The following is a 21,109-nucleotide window of genomic DNA, read 5'->3' on the forward strand; positions in this document are numbered from 1 at the left end:
AGCCTATCCGGCCGCAGGCGGTGGCCGGTCCTCCGGTCCGCCCTGCGGACGGTGGCCCAGGAGGATCGCCTCCAGCTCGGCCCGGCCCGGCAGGCTGGCCGGGCGGACCGTCTCACCTGTGCGTATGTACACGAACGCGGCGTCGACCGACTCCGGCGGCACGCCCATCTGCTCGGCCCAGGCGACCCGGTAGACCGCCAGCTGGAGCGGGTCCGCGGTGGCCTGCCGACCCGTCTTCCAGTCGACGATCTCGTACGTGGTGAGCGCGCCTTCGCCCTCCTTGTAGACCGCGTCGATGCGGCCCCTGATCACCCGGCCAGCGAGCGTCAGCTGGATGGGCGCCTCAGTGCGGAACGGGGTGCGGGCCGCGTACGGGGTGCGCTCGAAGGCCTCCTTGAGGGCGGCGAGGTCGCGCTCGTCCGCGATGTCGGCCTCGCTGTCGTCCGCTCCGGGCAGCTCGTCGGGGCCGAGCATGGGCAGCGGGAGCTCCTCGAAGCGGGACTCCACCCAGGCGTGGAAGCGGGTGCCCCGGCGCGCGGCGGGCTGCGGGCGGCGCGGCATGGGGCGGGCCAGGTCCCGGGCGAAGCCGTCGGGGTCGGCGGCCAGCCTCAGCAGCTCGGACGCGGTGAGCGAGGCCGGCACCGGCACGTCGAGGGTGGTGGCACGGGCCCGGCGGAGCTCGGTGGTGAGCGCCTCCAGGTCGCGGTCCCAGGAGTGCAGGGTGCGGCGGTCCTCGGGGGTCAGGCGGGGGGCCGGGATGTCGCCGGGAGCGAGAACGTGCTCATGGGCCCGGGGGGCCCTGCCGGGCCCGCTCCGGGTGTGCTCGGCGGGCCCGGTCGGGGCGTCGCCGGGCGGCGCGGTGGCCGGGCGCTCCCCGGTCAGCAGGTCCCAGTCGTCGGCGAAGTCGGCGGGGTCGGCGGGGTAACCGACGTCAACGGGGTCGGCCGGGTGAGCGAACTCCCCTTCTCCGTAAGGGGGGAATTCATGAGGCGGGAACGCCTCGTCCGGAGGGAAGGGGCCCTCCCCGTACGGCTCGCCCCCGTAAAGCTCGTCCTCGTACGGCTCACCGGCGAAAGGCTCGTCGTCGTGAGGAGCGTGCTCGTACGGGGACGGGGCGTGCTCGTAGGGGCCGCCCTCCGGACGCGTGCCCTCCGGGGGCACGCCCCCGTACGGCGCGTCCTCATGAGAGGAGGGCGTTTCGGGGTGCGGGGGCGCCTCTTCCTGGGGAGCCGCCGTCGACAGATGGGCCAGGACGCGCTCGGCGGCGGCCCGGCGGCGGGCCAGGGACTCGGGGTCGAGCGGGAGCGGCCAGGCATGGGTGGTCGCCGACTCGTGGAGGGCCGGGTTCTCGGCGCCCTCGGCCGGTTCGTCCGCCCAGGCCTCGATCTCGCCGTGGCCCGCGGCGCAGTGGTCGTACAGCGCGTGCAGGAACGCGGAGGGCCCCCGGGGCTTCTTCTGGCTCGGGCCCCACCAGTGTCCCGAGCCCAGCAGCAGGGAGCGGGGGCGGGTGAACGTGACGTATCCCAGGCGCAGTTCCTCGGTGTGCTGGTGGTCCTTCATCGCCTCCTTGAAGGACTTGAGGCCCTTCGCGTCCCACTCCTCGACGACGGGCAGCGTGGGGGCGTCGCCGCGCAGCGCGTGCGGGAGGACCTTCGCCTGGGCCGTCCAGGCCTCCCGCGCCTGGGTGGACGGGAACGTTCCGGTGACCAGGCCCGGGACGGCGACCACGTCCCACTCCAGGCCCTTGGACTTGTGGGCGGTGAGCACCTTCACCGTGTTCTCGCCGCCGGGCAGCGCGTTGTCCAGGCCCTTCTCGTACTGCGCGGCGGTGCGCAGGAAGCCGAGGAAGGCGAGGAGGGACGCCTCGCCGTCGAGCGCGGCGAAGCTCGCCGCGGTGTCGAGGAAGCCGGAGAGCGTCTCGCGGCGGCGGGCCGCCAACGCGTGGGGGGACGCGGAGAGTTCGACGTCGAGACCGGTGACGGTCAGGACGCGGTGCAGGACGTCCATGAGCGGGTCGGCCAGCGAGCGGCGCAGGTCGCGCAGCTCGGCGGCGAGGCGGGCGAAGCGGACGCGGGCCTCGGCGGAGAAGGGCAGCCCGTCGTCCTCGCCGCCTTCGAGGAAGGTGTCCAGGGCGTCGGCGAGCGAGATCACCTCGGCCGGGTCGACGCCTTCGACGGCGTCGGCGAGGCGCTGGTCGGGGTCGTCGGAGTCGCTCGGCGGACGGCGGACGAGCTGGCGGGCGCGGCGGCCGAGCAGCGCGAGGTCGCGGGGGCCGATGCGCCAGCGCGGGCCGGTCAGGACGCGGACGAGCGGGGCGTTGGCTCCCGGGTCCTGGAGGACCTCGCAGACCGCCACCAGGTCGGCCACCTCCGGCAGGTGGAGCAGCCCGGACAGGCCCACGACCTCGACGGGGACGTCGCGGGCCACCAGCGCGCCCTGGATCTGCGGGAAGTCGCCCGCCGTGCGGCACAGGACGGCGATCTCGCCGGGGGCCTTGCCGGTGCGCACCAGGTGGGCGATCGAGTCGGCGAGCCACTCGATCTCCTCCTGGTGGGTGTCGAGCAGGGCGATGCGCACGCTTCCGTCCCGCTCGGCGCCGGGGGCCGGACGCAGTGCCTCCACCCCGGCGTGCATCGAACGCAGCGGCGCGGCAAGGGAGTTGGCGAGATCGAGGAGGCGGCCGCCGCTGCGGCGGTTCTCGGACAGGGCCTGACGGGTGGCGGGGCGACCGTCGGCGTACGGGAAGTGGCGGGGGAAGTCGTCGAGGTTGGCGACCGACGCGCCGCGCCAGCCGTAGATGGCCTGGCAGGGGTCGCCGACGGCGGTCACGGCGTGCCCGGTGCCGCCGCCGAACAGCGCGGCGAGCAGTCGGCGCTGGGCGACCGAGGTGTCCTGGTACTCGTCCAGGAGCACCACCTTGAACTCCTCGCGCAGGATCCGGCCGACCTCGGGGTGGCTGAGGGCGAGCTCGGCCGACAGCGCGATCTGGTCGCCGAAGTCGAGCAGGTCGCGGCTCTTCTTCACGGCCCGGTAGCGCGTGGTGAGGTCGAGCAGTTCGAGCCGGGCCGCGGCGGCCTCGGGCACCTTGCGCAGCTCGGCGTTGCTGAGCCTGGCACCCTCCAGGGTGCGCAGCAGCTCCTGGTCGTACGCGGCGAGCCGCTCGGGACGTACGAGGTGTTCCGCGAGCTCGGCGTCGAGCGCGAGCAGGTCGCTGACCAGGGAGGCGAACGACTTGGTCAGCGTCGGGTACGGGCCCGGGGCCTCGCGGAGCACCCGGGCGGCGAGCTGGAACCGGGTGGCGTCGGCGAGCAGCCGCGAGGTGGGCTCCAGGCCTATGCGCAGGCCGTGGTCGGTGAGCAGGCGTCCCGCGAAGGCGTGGTACGTGGAGATGCCGGGCTCGCCCTGCTCCGGCTCCGGGGCATCCGGATCGGTGATGCCCGCCCTGATCAGCGCGGTGCGCACCCGCTCCGCGAGCTCGCCCGCGGCCTTGTTGGTGAAGGTCAGCCCCAGCACCTGCTCCGGCGCGACCTGGCCCGTGCCCACCAGCCACACCACCCGGGCCGCCATGACGGTGGTCTTGCCCGAGCCGGCTCCGGCCACGATGACCTGCGGGGCGGGCGGGGCGGTGATGCAGGCCGTCTGCTCCGGGGTGAACGGGATGCCGAGGAGCTCTTTGAGCTGCTCGGGGTCGGTGAGGTGGGTGGGCACGTCGGAAAGGGTAGTGGGGAGCGCTGACAAGGGGGTTACTCCACCACCTGGCGTCCCTCCGGCTGGGCCGTGCACGAGGCCCGGAACGTGCAGTGGGTGCAGTGGGTCCCCGGGGTCGGGGTGAAGCGTTCGTCCAGGACCTTGCCCGCCGCCGTGGCCAGCAGGTCACCCACCCACTCGCCCGCCAGGGGCTGCTGGGCCTGCACCTTGGGGTAGGCGTCGCCTCCCTCGCGCTGGGGGGCGGGCTGGCGCAGGTGGACCAGTTCGGCGCCGCCCGGTTCCGGGCGGCGGCCGTCGAAGGCCTCGTCCAGGGCGCCCTCGCGGACCGCCAGCTGGTAGACGGCGAGCTGCGGGTGGGCGGCGACCTCGGCGGCGGTGGGCGCCTGCTTGCCGGTCTTGAAGTCGACCACGTAGGCACGGCCCTCGACGTCCTGCTCGACGCGGTCCATGGAACCCCGGATGCGCACCTCGTACTCGCCCGCCTCCAGGATCACGTCGAAGCCGTGCTCCGTGGCGACGGGGGTGCGGCCCGCGCGGTCCAGGGTGTGCCACTGGAGGAAGCGTTCCAGGGCGGCACGCGCGTTCTGCTTCTCCTGGACGGACTTCCAGGGCGCGTCGAAGGCGAGCGCGTCCCAGACCGAGTCGAGCCGCTCCATCAGGACGGCGAGGTCGGCGGGCGTCCGGCCGGAGGCGACCTCGTCGGCGAGTACGTGGACCACGTTGCCGAAGCCCTGGGCCGCTGTGGCGGGCGCGTCGGCCTTCACCTCGCGGCCCAGGAACCACTGGAGGGCGCAGGTGTCGGCGAGCTGGCCCAGGGCGCTGCCGGACAGCGCGAGTGGCACAGCGCGGTCGCGCAGCGGGACCTGCGAGCGGGTCGGTTCCTCCAGGCCCCACCAGCGGTGCGGATGGGCGGCCGGGACCAGCGGCTGGCCCTCCTCGTCGGTGAGCGCGGCGAGGCGGCCCAGGCGTTCGGCGGCCGCTTCGCGCAGCGCGTCGGAGGCCTCCGGGTCGACGGTGGTGGCGCGCAGCTCGGCCACCAGGGCGGCGACCGCGAGGGGGCGGCGGGGGCGGCCGGTGGTGTCGCGGGGCTCGACGCCCAGCTCGGTGAGGAAGCGGGAGGGCTGGTCGCCGTCGTCGGCCGGGGCCTTGACGGCGGTCACCACCAGGCGGTCGCGGGCGCGGGTCGCCGCGACGTAGAAGAGGCGTCGTTCCTCGGCCAGCAGGGCGCCCGGGGTGAGCGGTTCGGCCAGGCCGTCGCGGCCGATGCGGTCGGCCTCCAGGAGCGAGCCGCGGCGGCGCAGGTCGGGCCAGAGCCCCTCCTGCACCCCGGCGACCACGACCAGGCTCCACTCCAGGCCCTTGGAGCGGTGGGCGGTCATGACGCGCACCGCGTCCGGGCGGACGGCCCGGCGGGTCAGGGTGTCGGCCGCTATGTCCTGCGCGTCGACCTCTTCGAGGAAGTTGAGCGCGCCCCGGCCGCCGGTGCGCTCCTCGGCGCGGGCCGCCGTGTCGAACAGGGCGCAGACCGCGTCGAGATCGCGGTCGGCGGCCCGGCCGCCCGCGCCGCCGCGCAGCGCGGCGCGCTCAAGACGCTGCGGCCAGGGGGTGCCGTTCCACAGCTCCCACAGCGCCTCGGCGGCCGTCCCGCCGCCTTCCAGGAGCTCGCGGGCCTTGCGCAGCAGGGCGGCGAGGCGCTGGGCGCCCCGGGCGTACGAGGGGTCGTGCGCGACGAGGCGTTCGGGTTCGGCGAGGGCGCGGGCGAGCAGCACGTCGGAGGGGGCCGGTACGCGGTTGCCCGCGGCCCGCTCCTCGTCGCGCAGGGCCCGTCCGAGGCGGCGCAGGTCGGCCGTGTCCATGCCGCCCAGCGGCGAGGTGAGCAGGGTGTGCGCGGTCTCGGGGTCGAGCCAGGAAGGGGGCTCCGCCGGGCCTTCGGGGGGCGTGCGGCGCGGGTGGACGAGGCTGACCCGACCGGTCGCGCGGGCTCCGGCCCCGCTCGTGAGCGCCGCCTGCGCCACCTGCCGCAGCGCGGTGAGGAGCGGCGCGGCGGCGGGCTCGTCGCGCAGCGGGGTGTCCGCGCCGGAGGTGTCGACGGGGATGCCCGCCGTGGTCAGGGCGCGGCGCAGCGCCGGGATGGTGCGGGTGCCCGCGCGGACCAGGACGGCCATCTCCTGCCAGGGCACGCCCTCTTCGAGGTGGGCGCGGCGCAGCAGGTCCGCGATGTTCTCCAGCTCGGTGGAGGCCGTCGGGTAGGTGTAGGTCTCGACGCGGCCGCCGGTGCGGGTGGGCGCCAGGTCGCGGTGCGCGCGGACCCGCTCGGCGGGAAGGCGCGGCAGCGGCATGCGGCGGGTCAGCAGCCGGGTGGCGGCCAGGAGCGCGGTGCCCGAGCGGCGCGAGGTGGTGAGCACCTCGACCGGCGCCGGGCTTCCGTCGACGCGCGCGAAGGTGTCGGGGAAGTCGAGGATGCCGTTGATGTCGGCTCCCCGGAAGGTGTAGATGGACTGGTCGGGGTCGCCGAACGCGACCAGCGTGCGTCCGCCGCCCGCGAGTGCCCGCAGCAGCCGTACCTGCGCCGGGTCGGTGTCCTGGTACTCGTCGACGAACACCGCGTCGTAGACGGGCAGCTCGATGCGCTCGGCGAGCAGCACCGCGCGGTGCACGAGCTCCGCGTAGTCCAGGACGCCCTGGAGGTCGAGGACGTCGAGGTACTCGGCGAGGAACGCCGAGGCCGCCTTCCAGTCCGGCCGGCCCGCCCGCTGGGCGAAGCGGGCCAGGGCGTCGGGGCCGAGGCCGAGTTCGCGGCTGCGGGCAAGCACCGCGCGCACCTCGTCGGCGAAGCCGCGCGTGGTCAGGCAGGCCCGCAGTTCGTCGGGCCAGCTCACGTGCGCGAGGCCGCTGCGCTGGAGGTCGATCTGGCCGGCCAGCAGGTCGCGTACGGCCACGTCCTGTTCGGGACCGGAGAGCAGCCGCAGGGGCTCACGGAACAGCTGGGCGTCCTGGTGCGCCCGGACCAGCGCGTAGCAGTACGAGTGGAACGTGGTCGCCTGCGGGCTCTTCGCGCCCGCGCCGAGCCGCAGCGCCATGCGGTCGCGGAGCTCGACCGCCGCCTTGCGGCTGAAGGTGAGCACCAGGACGCGCTCGGGATCCGTACCGGCCGCGACCCTGGCCGCGACCGCCTCGACCAGCGTGGTGGTCTTGCCGGTGCCGGGCCCCGCGAGCACCAGAAGCGGACCCGAGGCGTGGTCAACCACCCTGCGCTGCGGTGCGTCAAGGAGAGGGGGATCCACCGGGTCCGGCGGTGTGCGCACCAGTCGGTACGCGCCCGGGGACCGCCGACGTGCCTGCTGGTACGTCGTACGCCCGGTGGAGAAGGAGGAGCTCACGTGGATCGCCGGTCCTGGTGGGTGTGCTGGTCGTGATGGTGTGGACGGGGCCTGCGCGGCAGGCGCGGACCCTCGACGGTACGCCGAACCGTGCCCGGCACGCAGCGAGTCATCCGTACGGTCCTCAGGCCGCCCCGGGCGACGCCGGATGGCGGAAGCTGTCAGGTATGAGACGCCCCGCCGCCGACCGCGCCGCCGCCGGAGCCGTCCCAGCGCGCCCGTGCCATGTCGAGCCGCGGCAGATGGCCCTCGGCGGACCGGGCCGCCTCGCGCAGCGGAGTGCCCTCGTCCCGGTAGTGCTCCAGGGCGCGCAGCTCGTGCCCGGGCAGCAGCGCGCCGTCCGACCGCACCACCCGCCACCAGGGCACCGCGCCGCCGTAGAGCGCCATGACCCGGCCGACCTGGCGCGGCCCTCCCTCGCCGAGCCACTCCGCGACATCCCCGTACGTCATCACCCGGCCGGGCGGAATGTGCTCGGTCACCTCGAGCACCCGCTCCGCGTATGCGGGGATCTCGGGCAGCGGCTCGCCCGGGCGGTCCCTCTGCTGCTGGCTCATCCGCTCCATCCTGCCGTACGCCACCGACAGTCGCCCCGGGCCGGGTGGTACCCGGGCGCGCTCCGGCCGCGGAGTGCGCGAGGGGCGCGGCTCACACCACGCACGCCCGGGCAATGCACCCTGATGCCCCCCTGGGATCTCTGGACATGCCACCATCGTGCGGGCGGTGAGCGGTGATACGAGACAGAGACAAGACGGACGAGTCAGCGAAGGAGCGGGGCGTGCAGCCACCCGAGGCGGCGGCGAGCGGCACCCCCGGAGCGGGGCGACAGGCCGCCGCGTCCGGTGCTGGTGAGCCGTCGGACGAGGCGGGAACTCCCGGCGCCGGGGCGGAAGGCTCCGACAGCGACACGGACCGCGAGGGCCGCGAGCACTCCGGCACCTCGAAGGACGCCGGAGGCCCCGACCGCCCCCGGGACTCCGGCGCCCCGGAGGACGGCGGGGGCGGCGAGGCCCTGTGCGACGACCCGTCGGGCTCGATCGAGCGCGTCCTGGTGGACGAACCGCTGCTGCCCGCGCGCGTGCACCGTCCCTCGGACCTGCTCCGGCTGCTCACGGGTGTGCTCGCCATCGCCGCCGTGCTGGCCATCGCCGCGTTCGCGCACGGCACCACGTCCGGCCTCGAAGACGACATCGCCAAGGGCACCACCGGCACCCCCGACGTCCTGATCCGCCTCGCCGGGCTCGCCTCCAGCATCGCCGTCCTGGTGCTGCCCGTCGCCTTCGCCATCGAGCGGCTGATCAAACGCGACGGGCTGCGCATCGCGGACGGCGTGCTCGCCGCGGTCCTCGCGCACGGTGTCGCCCTCGCCACCGACCTGTGGGTCGCGAAGTCCGCGCCCGGCTCGATCACCGAGGCGCTGACCCGCCAGACCGCGTCGGGCACCCTCACCGACCCCGTGCACGGCTATCTCGCCCCCGTGATCGCCTACATGACGGCCGTCGGCATGGCCCGCAGACCCAGATGGCGGGTGGCGCTGTGGGCGGTGCTGCTGCTCAACTCCTTCGCGGTGCTCGTCGGCAGACAGACCACCCCGTTCTCGATCATCGTGACGATCCTGATCGGCTGGACGGTCGCGTACGGCACGCTCTACGCGGTCGGCTCGCCCAATGTGCGGCCCACCGGGCAGACCCTGCTCGCGGGCCTTCGCCACGTCGGCTTCAACCCGGTGAGCGCGCTGCGCGCCGAGGACGTGCCCGACTCGATGGAGCAGGGCGAGCGGGGCCGGCGCTATCTGGTCACGCTGGAGGACGGGCCGCCCCTCGACGTCACCGTGGTCGACCGCGAACAGCAGGCCCAGGGCTTCTTCTACCGCGTCTGGCGCCGCCTGACGCTGCGCTCCATCACCACCCGCCGCTCGATCCAGTCGCTGCGCCAGGCCCTGGAGCAGGAGGCGCTCCTCGCGTACGCGGCGATCGCGGCCGGGGCCAACGCGCCCAAACTGATCGCCACGTCCGAGCTCGGCCCGGACGCCGTGATGCTGGTGTACGAGCACACCGGTGGCCGCTCCCTGGACTCCCTGGAGGACAAGGAGATCACCGACGACCTGCTGCGCGAGACCTGGCGGCAGGTGGAGGCGCTCCAGTCGCGACGGATCGCGCACCGCAGGCTGGCGGGCGACGCGATCCTGGTGGATCGTTCCGGCAAGGTGATCGTGACCGATCTGCGCGGCGGTGAGATCGCGGCCGGCGACATCGTGCTCCGGATGGACATCGCCCAGTTGCTCACCACCCTCGGCCTGCGGGTCGGCGCCGAGCGCGCGGTGGCCTCCGCGCTCGACGTGCTCGGCCCGGACGCGGTCGCCGACAGCCTCCCGCTGCTCCAGCCCATCGCGCTGAGCCGCTCCACCCGGGCGACGCTGCGCAAGCTCGGCCGCGAGCAGGCACAGCGCGAACGCGAGGCGGTCCTGGAGGCCTCGGACGCGGCGAAGGAGGCGAAGGCGGCGGAGGCGGCCGCCGCCAAGGAGGCCGCCGCGCACCCGGAGGCCGTGCCCGCCGCCCCCGACGACCGCAAGGCGGTCAAGGCCGAGAAGAAGGCCGAGAAGCTCGCCATCGACGAGGCCCTGGAAGACGCGCACGAGGACGATCTGCTCACCCAGATCCGCCACCAGGTGCTGCTGATCCGCCCGCAGGCCCCCGTCGAGCCGGTGCGCCTGGAGCGCATCAAGGTGAAGACGCTGATCAGTTTCGTGGCGGGCGCGTTCGCCGCGTACTTCCTCCTGGTGCAGCTCACCAACATCAAGTTCGGCGATCTGATCGCGAACGCCCAGTGGGGCTGGGTCGCGGCGGCCGTACTGTTCTCGGCGCTGTCCTACCCCGCCGCAGCGGCCAGCCTGCTCGGCTTCGTGCCTGAGCGGGTGCCGTTCTGGCGGGCGGTGATCGCACAGGTCGCGGGCTCCTTCGTGAAGCTGGTGGCGCCGGCCGCGGTCGGCGGCGTCGCCCTCAACACGCGGTTCCTCCAGCGCGCGGGGGTACGGCCGGGGCTCGCGGTGGCGAGCGTCGGCGCGTCGCAGCTCTTCGGGCTCGCCTCGCACATCTCGCTGCTGCTGATCTTCGGGTACGTCACCGGTACCGAGCAGACCTCGGAACTGTCGCCGTCCCGCACCGTGATCGCGGGCCTGCTCACGGCGGCCGTGCTGATCCTGGTGGTCACGGCGGTCCCGTTCCTTCGGAAGTTCGTGGTCAGCCGGGTCCGCTCGCTGTTCGCCGGTGTGGTGCCGCGCATGCTCGACGTCCTCCAGCGCCCGCAGAAGCTCATCACCGGGATCGGCGGCATGCTGCTCCTGACGGGCGTGTTCGTGATGTGCCTCGACGCGTCGATCCGTGCCTTCGGTACGGGGAGCGAGCACACGCTGAGCTACGCGAGCGTGGCGGTGGTCTTCCTGACGGCCAACGCGCTCGGCTCCGCGGCGCCGACGCCGGGCGGTGTCGGCGCGGTGGAGCTCGCGCTGTCCACGGCGTTGACGATCGCGGGCATGACCGCGGAGACGGCGACGTCGGCGGTGCTGCTGTACCGGCTGCTGACGTTCTGGCTGCCGGTGCTGCCGGGGTGGCTCTGCTTCAACTACCTGACCCGCAAGGGCCAGTTGTAGCCCACCCCGCGTGGAAGGCCCTGGGGCTCCGCCCCAGACCCCGTTCGCGCCTGAAGGCCGCTCGTCCTCAATCGCCGGACGGGCTGAGGATGCTCCTGCTGGCCAGCACCGATGCCGCTCAGGGGCGCGGGGAACTGCGCGAGCAGCCACGTGCGGCCCGCAGACGAAAGCGGGGTTCGCAGGGCCGCGGGGAACTGCGCACCGAGCCCCCTGCGCCCCGCGGACGGAGCGCGCTAGAACGCCGCCAGCACCGTCCCCAGCAGCATCAGTGACCCCAGCACCTCCACCGCTCCCACCACGCCCACCGTCAGGCCCCGCCCGGGCAGCGCCGCCGCCCGTAGCAGGTACAGCGCGAACGGGATCGCGAGCCACGGGCTCAGGCAGGCCGCCGGCGCGACGGCCACCGCGTGGTAGGCCACCGAACTCCGGTAGTAGGCCCGGGAGTCACGCTCACGGATCATCGTCTTCACGTACGGCACCGTCCCCCCGAAGTACAGGAGGCAGGCCAGCGCCGGGGCCACGCCCGTACCCCACGCGCCGCCCCCCAGCCGCAGCGCCACGAGCAGCATCGCGCAGGCCGGGACCACGGCGGCGAGACCGTTGAGCAGGGAGCGCTCCCGATTGCGGTACGCGTAAAGGGTGTTGACGGCGATGAAGGGCGCCGCGCAGGCCGCCGCGAGCAGCAGCCAGGGGTGGGTCACCGCGACCGGGATCCCGCAGGCCGCCGAACCGGCGGCGAAGCAGAGCGCCGGGCGGACGTGGCGGCGCGGGGCCTTCGGGTTGCGCGCGATCCGGTTCAGGCGCAGCCACTGCTGGGCGTGGTACGCCGCGAGGTAGCCGAGCAGCCAGGCGCCGAGGAGCGGCAGATGCGCCCAGCGGGGGTGCCCGAGGAACGTACCCGCGGCGAAGGGAACGGCGAGCATCGCCCACGCCCCGTGCTGGTTCGGCAGCCACCCGCTCCGGCTCACGACAGCCCGCCTTTCCGTTTCCGCGAAATGACCAAAAGTACTGGACGCCGTATGGATGCGGCGGCCATTCCAGCTTCCCAGCACCCCGACGGGACATTTGCGGAATTAGGTCACCGCCCGATGGGACCAAAGTCCCCGGGTTCCAAGAAACGGCGGGCGTAAGGTCGTTGATGGCCGTCCGGAGGCGTCCGCATTTCCCGACAGGCCGTCCGGAAAGGCCCGCTCGCATTCTTTTTTGGGCCGGAGGAGTTTCCGTTGCAGAACAGGGCGCAGACAAAGGCGCGGCACCCTCGCGGTGTCGCCGACGCACTGGTGCGGGCGGGCAGCTTCTTCACCCGCGCCGAGGTCTCCGAGGACCTGCGCACCGTGCACCGCACGGGCCACCGGCAGGCGGAGTCCTTCTACCGGGACCGCTGGAGCCACGACAAGGTCGTCTACTCGACGCACGGGGTGAACTGCACCGGTTCGTGCCGCTGGAAGGTGTACGTCAAGGACGGCATCATCACCTGGGAGACCCAGGCCACCGACTACCCCTCCGTGGGCCCCGACCGCCCCGAGTACGAGCCCCGCGGCTGCCCCCGTGGCGCCTCCTTCTCCTGGTACAGCTACTCCCCCACCCGGGTCCGCCACCCGCACGTGCGCGGCGAGCTGCTGCGGATGTACCGGGAGGCGAAGCGGCGGCTCGGCGACCCCGTGCGCGCCTGGGCCGACATCCAGGGCGACCCCGAGCGGCGCCGCGGGTACCAGCGGGCGCGCGGCAAGGGCGGCCTGGTGCGGGCCAGTTGGGAGGAGGCCCTCGAGATCGTCGCGGCCGCGCACGTGCACACCATCAAGGAGCACGGACCGGACCGGGTCGCGGGCTTCTCCCCCATCCCCGCGATGTCGATGGCCTCGCACGCGGCGGGCGCCCGCTTCCACTCCCTCATCGGCGCCCCGATGCTGTCCTTCTACGACTGGTACGCGGACCTGCCGGTCGCCTCCCCGCAGGTCTTCGGCGACCAGACCGACGTGCCGGAGTCGGGCGACTGGTGGGACGCCGCCTACCTGATGATGTGGGGCTCCAACGTCCCCGTCACCCGCACGCCCGACGCGCACTGGATGACCGAGGCACGCTACCGCGGGCAGAAGGTCGTCACCGTTTCCCCGGATTTCGCGGACAACACCAAGTTCGCCGACGAATGGATGCATCCGCACCCGGGAACCGACGGCGCCCTCGCCCTCGCCATGGGCCATGTCATCCTCAAGGAATTCTTCGTCGACCGGCAGACGTCTTTCTTCACGGATTACGTCCGCAGCTATACGGATCTGCCGTTCCTCGTCTCCCTGAAGGAGACCGGGGAAGGGCTCGTCCCGCACAAGTTCGTCACCGCGGCCGATCTCGGCGAGGACACCGAGAACGCCCAGTGGAAGCCCGTCCTCGTCGACGACGCCACGGATGAAACCACCGTCCCCAACGGCACGTTGGGCCACCGCTGGGGCACGACACCCGAGTGGAACCTCGACCTGGGCGACACCGTGCCCCGGCTCAGCATGATGGGCTCCGGCGAGAGTGCCGAGGTCGTGCTGCCCCGCTTCGAGGAGGACGCCGACGGTGTCGTACGGCGCGGCGTCCCCGTCCGGCGCATCGGCGGTCGCCCCGTCACCACCGTGTACGACCTGATGCTCGCCCAGTACGGGGTGGGCCGCGAAGGGCTGCCCGGCTCCTGGCCCGCCTCCTACGAGGACGTGGCCACCCCCGGCACCCCGGGCTGGCAGGAGACCCTCACCTCGGTACCGGCGGCCCAAGTGACGCGGGTGGCACGGGAGTTCGCGCGCACGGCCGAGCAGTCCGAAGGGCGCTGCATGATCCTGATGGGCGCGGGCACCAACCACTGGTTCCACTCCGAGACGATCTACCGGGCGTTCCTCGCACTGCTCACCCTGACCGGCTGCCAGGGCCGCAACGGCGGTGGCTGGGGGCACTACGTCGGGCAGGAGAAGTGCCGCCCGGTCACCGGCTGGGCCACCCTCGCGAGCGCCTCCGACTGGACCCGGCCGCCCCGGCACATGATCGGCGCGGGCTGGTTCTACCTCCACACCGACCAGTGGCGCTACGACACCCTGCCCACCGAGACGCTGGCCTCGCCCCTCGGCGACGGCCGCTTCGAGGGCATGACCGGCGCCGACTGCCTGGCCGCCTCGGCCCGCATGGGCTGGATGCCGTCGTACCCGACCTTCGACCGCAACCCGCTCGAACTCGGCGAGGCGGAGGACCCCGTCCGGCACGTGGTGGACGAGTTGAAGGCGGGGCGGCTCGGCTTCGCGGGCGAGGACCCGGACGCCCCGCGCAACTGGCCGCGCGTCCTGAACGTCTGGCGCGCCAATCTGCTGGGCTCCTCCTCCAAGGGCAACGAGTACTTCCTCAAGCACCTGCTCGGCACCCACTCCAACCTGCCCGACGACGGCCCCCGGTGCGCCCCGCGCGACGTGGCCTGGCACCAGGACGACGTCGAGGGCAAGCTCGACCTGCTGCTCGCGATGGACTTCCGCATGACGTCGACGACGCTGCTCAGCGATGTCGTGCTGCCCGCCGCCACCTGGTACGAGAAGCACGACCTGTCCTCGACCGACATGCACCCCTTCCTGCACGCCTTCACCCCGGCCGTGGACCCGCCGTGGCAGGCGCGCTCCGACTACGACGCCTTCCACGCGCTGGCCGTACGCTTCGGCGAGCTCGCGAAGGAGCACCTCGGGGTGCGCAGGGACGTGGTCGCGACCGCGCTCCAGCACGACACCCCGGGCGGCGAGATGGCCCAGCCCGGCGGGGTCGCGCTCGACTGGTCGAAGGGCGAGTGCGAGCCCGTACCCGGCCGGACCATGTACAACCTGGCGGTCGTCGAGCGGGACTACGGCGCGGTCGGCGAGAAGTTCGCGGCGCTCGGCCCCCTCGTGGACCGGCTCGGCGTCACCACGAAGGCGATCACCTTCGACGTCGCCGAGGAGGTGGCGTACCTGGGCGAGAAGAACGGTCTCGTGCGCGAGGGGGTGGCCGAGGGCCGCCCGCGCCTGGACACCGCCCAGCGCGCCTGCGAGGCGATCCTGTCGCTGTCCGGCACCTCCAACGGGCGCCTGGCGACGCAGGGTTTCGAGACGCTGGAGCGGCGGACCGGGCAGCACATGGCGCACCTCGCCGCCGAGGCCGAGGGCAAGCGGATCACGTTCGCGGACACCCAGGCCCGGCCGGTCCCGGTGATCACCTCGCCGGAGTGGTCGGGCAGCGAGTCCGGCGGGCGGCGCTACACCGCCTTCACCGTCAACACCGAGCACCTCAAGCCCTGGCACACCCTGACGGGCCGCCAGCACTTCTTCCTGGACCACGACTGGATCCACGAGGTCGGCGAGGCGCTGCCGGTCTACAAGCCGCCGCTCGACATGCACCGCCTGTACGGGGAGCCGGAGCTGGGCTCCACCGACGGGAAGCAGGTCGCCGTCCGCTACCTCACCCCGCACAACAAGTGGGCGATCCACAGCCAGTACCAGGACAACCTGCACATGATGACGCTGGGCCGGGGCGGCCAGACCATCTGGATGTCGCCGCAGGACGCCGACGCGATCGGCGTGGCGGACAACGACTGGATCGAGGCGGTCAACCGCAACGGGGTGGTCACCGCGCGCGCCATCGTCTCGCACAAGATGCCCGCCGGCACGGTCTACATGAACCACGCGCAGGAGCGCACGGTCGGCGTGCCGAAGACCCAGCGGACCGGCAAGCGCGGCGGCATCCACAACTCGCTGACCCGGATCATGCTCAAGCCCACCCATCTGGTCGGCGGCTACGCCCAGTTGACATGGGCGTTCAACTACCTCGGCCCGACCGGCAACCAGCGCGACGAGGTCACCGTCATCCGCCGCCGCGACCAGGAGGTCCAGTACTGATGCGCGTGATGGCACAGATCGCGATGGTCATGAACCTCGACAAGTGCATCGGCTGCCACACCTGCTCGGTCACCTGCAAGCAGGCGTGGACCAACCGGCAGGGCACCGAGTACGTCTGGTTCAACAACGTCGAGACCCTCCCCGGCCAGGGCTATCCGCGCCGTTGGGAGGACCAGGAGAAGTGGAAGGGCGGCTGGGAGCGCACCCGCTCCGGCAAGCTGCGCCTGCGCGCCGGCGGCCGCCTCAAGCGGCTCGGCCAGGTCTTCGCCAACCCTGAACTCCCCGAGATCGACGACTACTACCAGCCCTGGACGTACGAGTACAAGAACCTGATCGACGCCCCGGCGGGCGACGACCTGCCGGTGGCGCGGCCCGTGTCCAGCCTGACCGGTGAGCCGCTCGACACCATCGAGTGGGGCCCGAACTGGGACGACAACCTGGGCGGCGCGCCCCAGAACGCCCCGCTCGACCCCATCGTGCAGAAGATCCGCGACGAGGTCGGCGAGAAGATCCGCTTCGAGTTCGAGCAGAGCTTCATGTTCTATCTGCCGCGGATCTGCGAGCACTGCCTGAACCCGGCGTGCGTCTCGTCGTGCCCGTCCGGCGCGATGTACAAGCGCGAGGAGGACGGCATCGTCCTGGTCGACCAGGACGACTGCCGCGGCTGGCGGATGTGCGTGACGGGCTGCCCGTACAAGAAGGTCTACTTCAACCACGCCACCGGCAAGGCCGAGAAGTGCACCTTCTGCTTCCCGCGCATCGAGGTGGGCCTGCCGACGATCTGCTCGGAGACCTGCGTCGGCCGGATGCGCTACCTCGGCGTGATGCTGTACGACGCCGACAAGGTGGCCGAGGCCGCCGCCGTCGAGGACGAACACGACCTGTATCCCGCCCAGTTGGAGTGCTTCCTCGACCCGTCGGATCCGGCGGTCGTGGCCGCCGCGAAGGCGTCGGGCATCACCCACGAGTGGATCGAGGCGGCCCGCCGCTCCCCCGTGTACGACCTGATCGCCACCTACCAGGTCGCGCTTCCGCTGCACCCGGAGTACCGCACGATGCCGATGGTCTGGTACGTGCCGCCGCTCTCGCCGGTCGTCGAGGCGGTCGCGGCGAGCGGCCACGACGGCGAGGACGCCGGGAACCTGTTCGGCGCGATCGACGCGATGCGGATCCCGGTCGAGTACCTGGCCGAGCTGCTCACGGCCGGTGACACCTACCCCGTGGAGGCGGTCCTGCGCCGGATGGCCGCGATGCGCGCCTACATGCGGCGGGTCAACCTCGGCGAGGAGCGCGAGGAGTCCATCGCCGCCGCCGTGGGCCTGACGGGCGCCGAGATGGAGGACCTGTTCCGGCTGCTCGCCGTCGCCAAGTACGAGGACCGCTACGTGGTGCCGAGCGCGGCCCGCGCCGACGCGGACGCCCTGGCCGAAGCCCACCCGCTCGACGACGCCTGCCCGGTCGGCGAAGCGGCCCCGGGGCGTGTCCTGCTGAACCTCTCCACCACCCGGAGGAGCGCATGAACCCCGAGAGTCCGGCCGTCCCGCGCCTGGTCGCGGCCCGCTGCCTGCGCTATCCCGACGACGTCTTCTTCGCCCAACTCCCGCTCCTTCACGCGGCGTTGCGCGAATCCCCCGGGTCGGCCGCCGAGCGGCTCCGGTCCTTCCTCGACGTGGCGGGGGCCACCGATCCGCTGGACCTGGCCGCGCACTACACCTCCACGTTCGACACCCGCAACCGCCGCTGCCTGTACCTGACGTGGTGGACCGACGGCGACACCCGGCGTCGCGGCCTCTCGCTGGTCCGCCTCAAGCGGATCTACCGCGACCACGGCCTGGAGTTCAGCCACGAGGAGCTCCCCGACTTCCTCCCGGCCGCCCTCGAATTCGCCGGGCGCCACGAGGAGTCCGGCACCGCGCTGCTCCAGGAGCACCGCGCGGGCCTCGAACTGCTGCGCCTCGCCCTGACCGAGGCGGCCACCCCGTACGCCGACGTCCTCGACGCGGTCTGCGCGACGCTGCCCGGGACCTCGCCCACCACGAAGGCCGAGGCGAAGGCGCTGGCCAAGGCGGGCCCGCCGCGCGAGACGGTGGGAATCGAGCCCTTCGGGCCCGGCGTCGAACTCCCCTGGCCCGGCTTCCCCGAGAGGGGGGCGTCCTGATGGACCTGCTCCTGTGGGGCGTGCTGCCCTATGTGTCGATCGCCCTGCTGGTCGCGGGCACCGTCTGGCGGGCCCGCTACGACCGGTTCGGCTGGACCACGCGATCCACCCAGGTCCACGAGTCGCGGCTGCTCCGCGTCGGTTCGCCGCTCTTCCACTTCGGGATGCTCTTCGTCGTGCTCGGCCACGTGGTGGGTCTGGTGATCCCGCGGAGCTGGACGGACGCGGCCGGGGTGAGCGACCACGCCTACCACCTGGTGGCCCTGTCCACGGGCGCGGTCGCGGGGCTCGCGGCGGCCTGCGGCATCGCGATCCTGGTCTACCGGCGGTTCACCGTCACCGCCGTGCGCCGGGCGACCCTGCGCGGCGACCACCTGATGTACACGTTCCTGCTCGGCGCGCTCCTCCTCGGCCTGACCGCGACGGTGATGAGCTCGGCCGGCGCCACCGGCGACTACAACTACCGCGAGGGCGTCTCCCTCTGGTTCCGCTCGCTGTTCACCTTCCAGCCGGACTACACCTTGATGGGCGCGGCCCCGCTGGTCTTCAAGCTGCACATCCTGTTCGGCTTCACGCTGTTCGCGCTGATCCCGTACTCGCGCCTGGTCCACATGTTCAGCGCCCCCGTGCAGTACCTGTTCCGCCCGTACGTCGTCTACCGGCGCCGCGATCCGGGGCTCACCGCCAACCGGGCGGCGCGGCGCGGCTGGGAGCGGGTGCGATGAGCGCGCGGACGCCGGTGCGCAGGCCCCGGCACGCGGTGGCGGACCGGCCCTTCATCGTCATCTGGGAGGCCACCCGGGCCTGTCCGCTGGCCTGTCTGCACTGCCGGGCCGAGGCGCGGCCGGACCGCGACCCGGGCGAGCTCGACGGGGTGGACGCCCGGCGCCTGATGGACCAGATCGCCGCGTTCGGGAAGCCGAGCCCGCTGTTCGTGATCACCGGCGGCGACCCGTTCCAGCGCGCCGACCTCAACGACCTGGTGCGGTACGGGACTTCACTCGGGCTGCGGGTGGCGGTGTCACCGTCCGGCACCCCCACCCTGACCCGCGCCAACCTCACGGCGGTGCGGGACGCGGGCGCCGTGGCGCTCTCCCTGTCGCTCGACGGCTCGACCGCCGCCCGGCACGACGCCTTCCGGGGCGTCGACGGGGTCTTCGACTGGACCCTGGAGGGCTGGCGCACCGCGCGCGAGCTCGGCCTCAAGGTTCAGGTCAACACCACCGTCACCCGCGCCGCCCTGCCCGACCTCGCCGACATCGCGGCCCTGGTCAAGCGCGAGGGCGCGATGCTCTGGTCGGGGTTCGTCCTGGTGCCGACCGGACGCGGCGCGGGACTCGACGCCCTCACCCCGGACGAGACCGAGGACGTTCTGCACTTCCTGTACGACTGCGGCTCCGTCATCGCCACGAAGACGACGGAGGGCCACCACTTCCGCCGCGTCGCCCTCCAGCGCGCCATCCTGGCCCGGCACGGCGAACAGCCGGAACTGGGCCCTCTGCACCGGCAACTCACCGAGCGCGCCCAGGAGTTGGGCCTCTTCGCGGGCGAGGGGCGGCCGGTGCGCAGGCCGCCGATGGACGTGTCGTCGGGCCGGGGCTTCGTCTTCGTCTCGCACACCGGCGAGGTCCATCCCAGCGGCTTCCTGCCCGTCTCGGCGGGCAATGTGAAACACCATCCGCTCGCCGACATCTACCGCGGCTCGGCCCTGTTCGCGACGCTCCGCGACCCCGCCCTGCTGCGCGGCAGGTGCGGGCGCTGCGAGTTCAACTCCGTCTGCGGCGGATCGCGTTCACGGGCGTACGGGCTGACCGGCGACGTGCTCGCCGCCGACCCGTGGTGTGCGTACGAGCCCGGCAGCTTCCCCCATCAGGACGACCTCCGAGAGCTGGTTCCATGACGTCGAAGCGATCGGTCGTCGTCATCGGCGCGGGCATCAGCGGCCTCGCCGCCGCCTGGCGGCTGCGCGGGCGGGCCGAGGTCACGGTCCTGGAGAGCGGGGCCCGGGTCGGCGGCAAGCTGCGCACCGGCACGCTCGCCGGGGTCGCGGTCGACGAGGGCGCCGAGTCCGTGATGGCGCTGCGACCCGAGGCGGTCGAGCTGGCCGAGGCGGTCGGCCTCGGCCCGGCCCTGGCCGACCCTGCGCCCGCCCCGGTCACCGTGTGGACGCGGGGTGCGCTGCGGCCGATGCCCGCGGGCCATGTGCTCGGCATCCCGTCCGACCCGGCGGCGCTGGCCGGGACCGGCCTCCTGTCGGACGCGGGCCTGGCGCGGCTGCGCGAGGAGGGGGCGCGACCGGCCGCCCCGGTCACCGAGGACGTGTCGATCGCCGCCTATCTGGGGGACCGCATCGGCCGCGAGGCCGTGGACCGCCTGGTGGAACCGCTGCTCGGCGGCGTGTACGCGGGCAGCACCGACCAGCTGTCGCTTCGCTCGGCGATGCCGGGCGTCGCGGGCATCGCCGAGCGCGGCGAGCCGCTGCTGAGCGCACTGCACGGCCGCCCCCGCCCGGAGGGCTCCCCCGTACGCGGCATCGCGGGCGGCACCGGGCAGCTGCCGCTCGCTGTGGCGCGGGCGAGCGGCGCCCGCGTCCTGACCGGGACCACCGCGGCGGCCCTGGAGCGCACCGCGTCCGGCACCTGGCGGGTCGAGGCGAGCACCGCCGACGGCCCGCTGCTGCTGGCCGCCGACGCGGTCGTCCTCGCGCTGCCCGCCTTCGCGGCGGCCACCCTGCTGCGCCCGCACGCGGCGACCGCCGCCCGCGAGCTGGCCGCGATCCCGTACGCGAGCACGGCCGTGGTGACGATGGCGTTCGCCCGCGACCGGGCCGGGCTCGGCGGGCTGCCGTCCGGCAACGGCTTCCTCGTGCCGCCCGTGGACGGCCACACCGTGAAGGCGGCGACGTTCCTCTCCAACAAGTGGCGCTGGCAGGCCGACGCGGCCCCCGACCTCTTTCTGCTGCGCGCCTCCATCGGCCGGGCCGGCGAGGAGCACCTCCTGGAGCGGCCCGACCGCCATCTCATCCGCACGGCCCTGACCGACCTGCACCACGCGGCCGGTCCGATCGGCGAGCCCGTCGCGGCCCGCGTCACCCGCTGGGAGCGGGGCCTGCCCCAGTACACGGTGGGCCACGCCGCCCGTATGGCGCGGGTCCACGAGGACGTCGCCCGCCTGCCGGGCCTCGAAGTGTGCGGCGCGGCCTACGCGGGCGTGGGCATCGCGGCCTGCGTCGCGACGGGGTTCACGGCGGCGGACCGCGTGGCCTGACCGGCGGCCGGGACCGGGCCGGGAGCCACCCCGATGGGCCGCCCCGCTGGCGCACCCCCCGCCT

Annotated in this window: 11 protein-coding genes; 7 read left to right on the forward strand and 4 right to left on the reverse strand. The window is 73.5% G+C overall.

The window, feature by feature from the left end:
• Positions 1–3: 3 nt before the first annotated feature.
• The 3 genes from DT019_RS23485 to DT019_RS23495 all read right to left on the reverse strand — a co-directional run bounded on the left by DT019_RS23485 (position 4) and on the right by DT019_RS23495 (position 7,645).
• Positions 4–3,708, reverse strand: coding sequence for a UvrD-helicase domain-containing protein (locus DT019_RS23485; RefSeq protein ID WP_114038984.1), 3,705 nt, complete (start codon positions 3,706–3,708; stop codon positions 4–6).
• Positions 3,709–3,743: 35 nt separating this feature from the next.
• Positions 3,744–7,088 (reverse strand): ATP-dependent helicase, encoded by a 3,345-nt coding sequence (locus DT019_RS23490; RefSeq protein ID WP_114038869.1) that lies wholly within the window; start codon positions 7,086–7,088, stop codon positions 3,744–3,746.
• 161 nt (positions 7,089–7,249) lie between these two features.
• Positions 7,250–7,645, reverse strand: a complete 396-nt coding sequence (locus tag DT019_RS23495; RefSeq protein ID WP_317617794.1) for an MGMT family protein — start codon at positions 7,643–7,645, stop codon at positions 7,250–7,252.
• A gap of 221 nt (positions 7,646–7,866) precedes the next feature.
• Here DT019_RS23495 and DT019_RS23500 point away from each other — a divergent pair, with 221 nt between their 5' ends.
• Complete coding sequence (locus tag DT019_RS23500) at positions 7,867–10,737, forward strand: YbhN family protein (RefSeq protein ID WP_223279724.1); 2,871 nt, start codon at positions 7,867–7,869, stop codon at positions 10,735–10,737.
• Positions 10,738–10,970: 233 nt separating this feature from the next.
• On the opposite strand, the gene DT019_RS23505 is transcribed toward DT019_RS23500, so the two are convergent.
• Positions 10,971–11,705, reverse strand: coding sequence for a YwiC-like family protein (locus DT019_RS23505; protein ID WP_223279725.1), 735 nt, complete (start codon positions 11,703–11,705; stop codon positions 10,971–10,973).
• 255 nt (positions 11,706–11,960) lie between these two features.
• Between DT019_RS23505 and DT019_RS23510 the strand changes: the two genes are divergently transcribed.
• The 6 genes from DT019_RS23510 to hemG are packed head-to-tail and all read left to right on the forward strand — an operon-like array spanning position 11,961 to position 21,045.
• Positions 11,961–15,620 (forward strand): nitrate reductase subunit alpha, encoded by a 3,660-nt coding sequence (locus tag DT019_RS23510; RefSeq protein WP_114038872.1) that lies wholly within the window; start codon positions 11,961–11,963, stop codon positions 15,618–15,620.
• Positions 15,620–17,140, forward strand: a complete 1,521-nt coding sequence (gene narH, locus DT019_RS23515) for a nitrate reductase subunit beta (protein WP_114038873.1) — start codon at positions 15,620–15,622, stop codon at positions 17,138–17,140. Before DT019_RS23510 ends, narH begins: the two co-directional genes overlap by 1 nt.
• Complete coding sequence (narJ, locus tag DT019_RS23520) at positions 17,137–17,778, forward strand: nitrate reductase molybdenum cofactor assembly chaperone (protein WP_114038874.1); 642 nt, start codon at positions 17,137–17,139, stop codon at positions 17,776–17,778. Before narH ends, narJ begins: the two co-directional genes overlap by 4 nt.
• Entirely contained in the window at positions 17,778–18,503 is a 726-nt protein-coding gene (gene narI, locus DT019_RS23525; RefSeq protein ID WP_114038875.1) for a respiratory nitrate reductase subunit gamma, read from the forward strand. The genes narJ and narI overlap by 1 nt, the downstream gene beginning before the upstream one ends.
• Positions 18,500–19,678 carry a TIGR04053 family radical SAM/SPASM domain-containing protein gene (locus DT019_RS23530; protein WP_114038876.1) on the forward strand — a complete coding sequence of 393 codons (1,179 nt, stop codon included), beginning with the start codon at positions 18,500–18,502 and terminating at the stop codon, positions 19,676–19,678. The genes narI and DT019_RS23530 overlap by 4 nt, the downstream gene beginning before the upstream one ends.
• Positions 19,675–21,045, forward strand: coding sequence for a protoporphyrinogen oxidase (hemG, locus tag DT019_RS23535; protein ID WP_114038877.1), 1,371 nt, complete (start codon positions 19,675–19,677; stop codon positions 21,043–21,045). The genes DT019_RS23530 and hemG overlap by 4 nt, the downstream gene beginning before the upstream one ends.
• Positions 21,046–21,109 lie beyond the last annotated feature (64 nt).

The sequence above is a fragment of the Streptomyces sp. SDr-06 genome (assembly GCF_003324565.1).
Taxonomy (GTDB): domain Bacteria; phylum Actinomycetota; class Actinomycetes; order Streptomycetales; family Streptomycetaceae; genus Streptomyces.

Excerpts from the sequence above, each read along its gene's own strand:
- DT019_RS23495 (WP_317617794.1), bottom strand. The coding sequence starts at position 7,645 with ATGAGCCAGCAGCAGAGGGACCGCCCGGGCGAGCCGCTGCCCGAGATC.
- DT019_RS23530 (WP_114038876.1), top strand. The coding sequence starts at position 18,500 with ATGAGCGCGCGGACGCCGGTGCGCAGGCCCCGGCACGCGGTGGCGGAC.
- narH (WP_114038873.1), top strand. The coding sequence starts at position 15,620 with ATGCGCGTGATGGCACAGATCGCGATGGTCATGAACCTCGACAAGTGC.
- narJ (WP_114038874.1), top strand. The coding sequence starts at position 17,137 with ATGAACCCCGAGAGTCCGGCCGTCCCGCGCCTGGTCGCGGCCCGCTGC.
- narI (WP_114038875.1), top strand. The coding sequence starts at position 17,778 with ATGGACCTGCTCCTGTGGGGCGTGCTGCCCTATGTGTCGATCGCCCTG.
- hemG (WP_114038877.1), top strand. The coding sequence starts at position 19,675 with ATGACGTCGAAGCGATCGGTCGTCGTCATCGGCGCGGGCATCAGCGGC.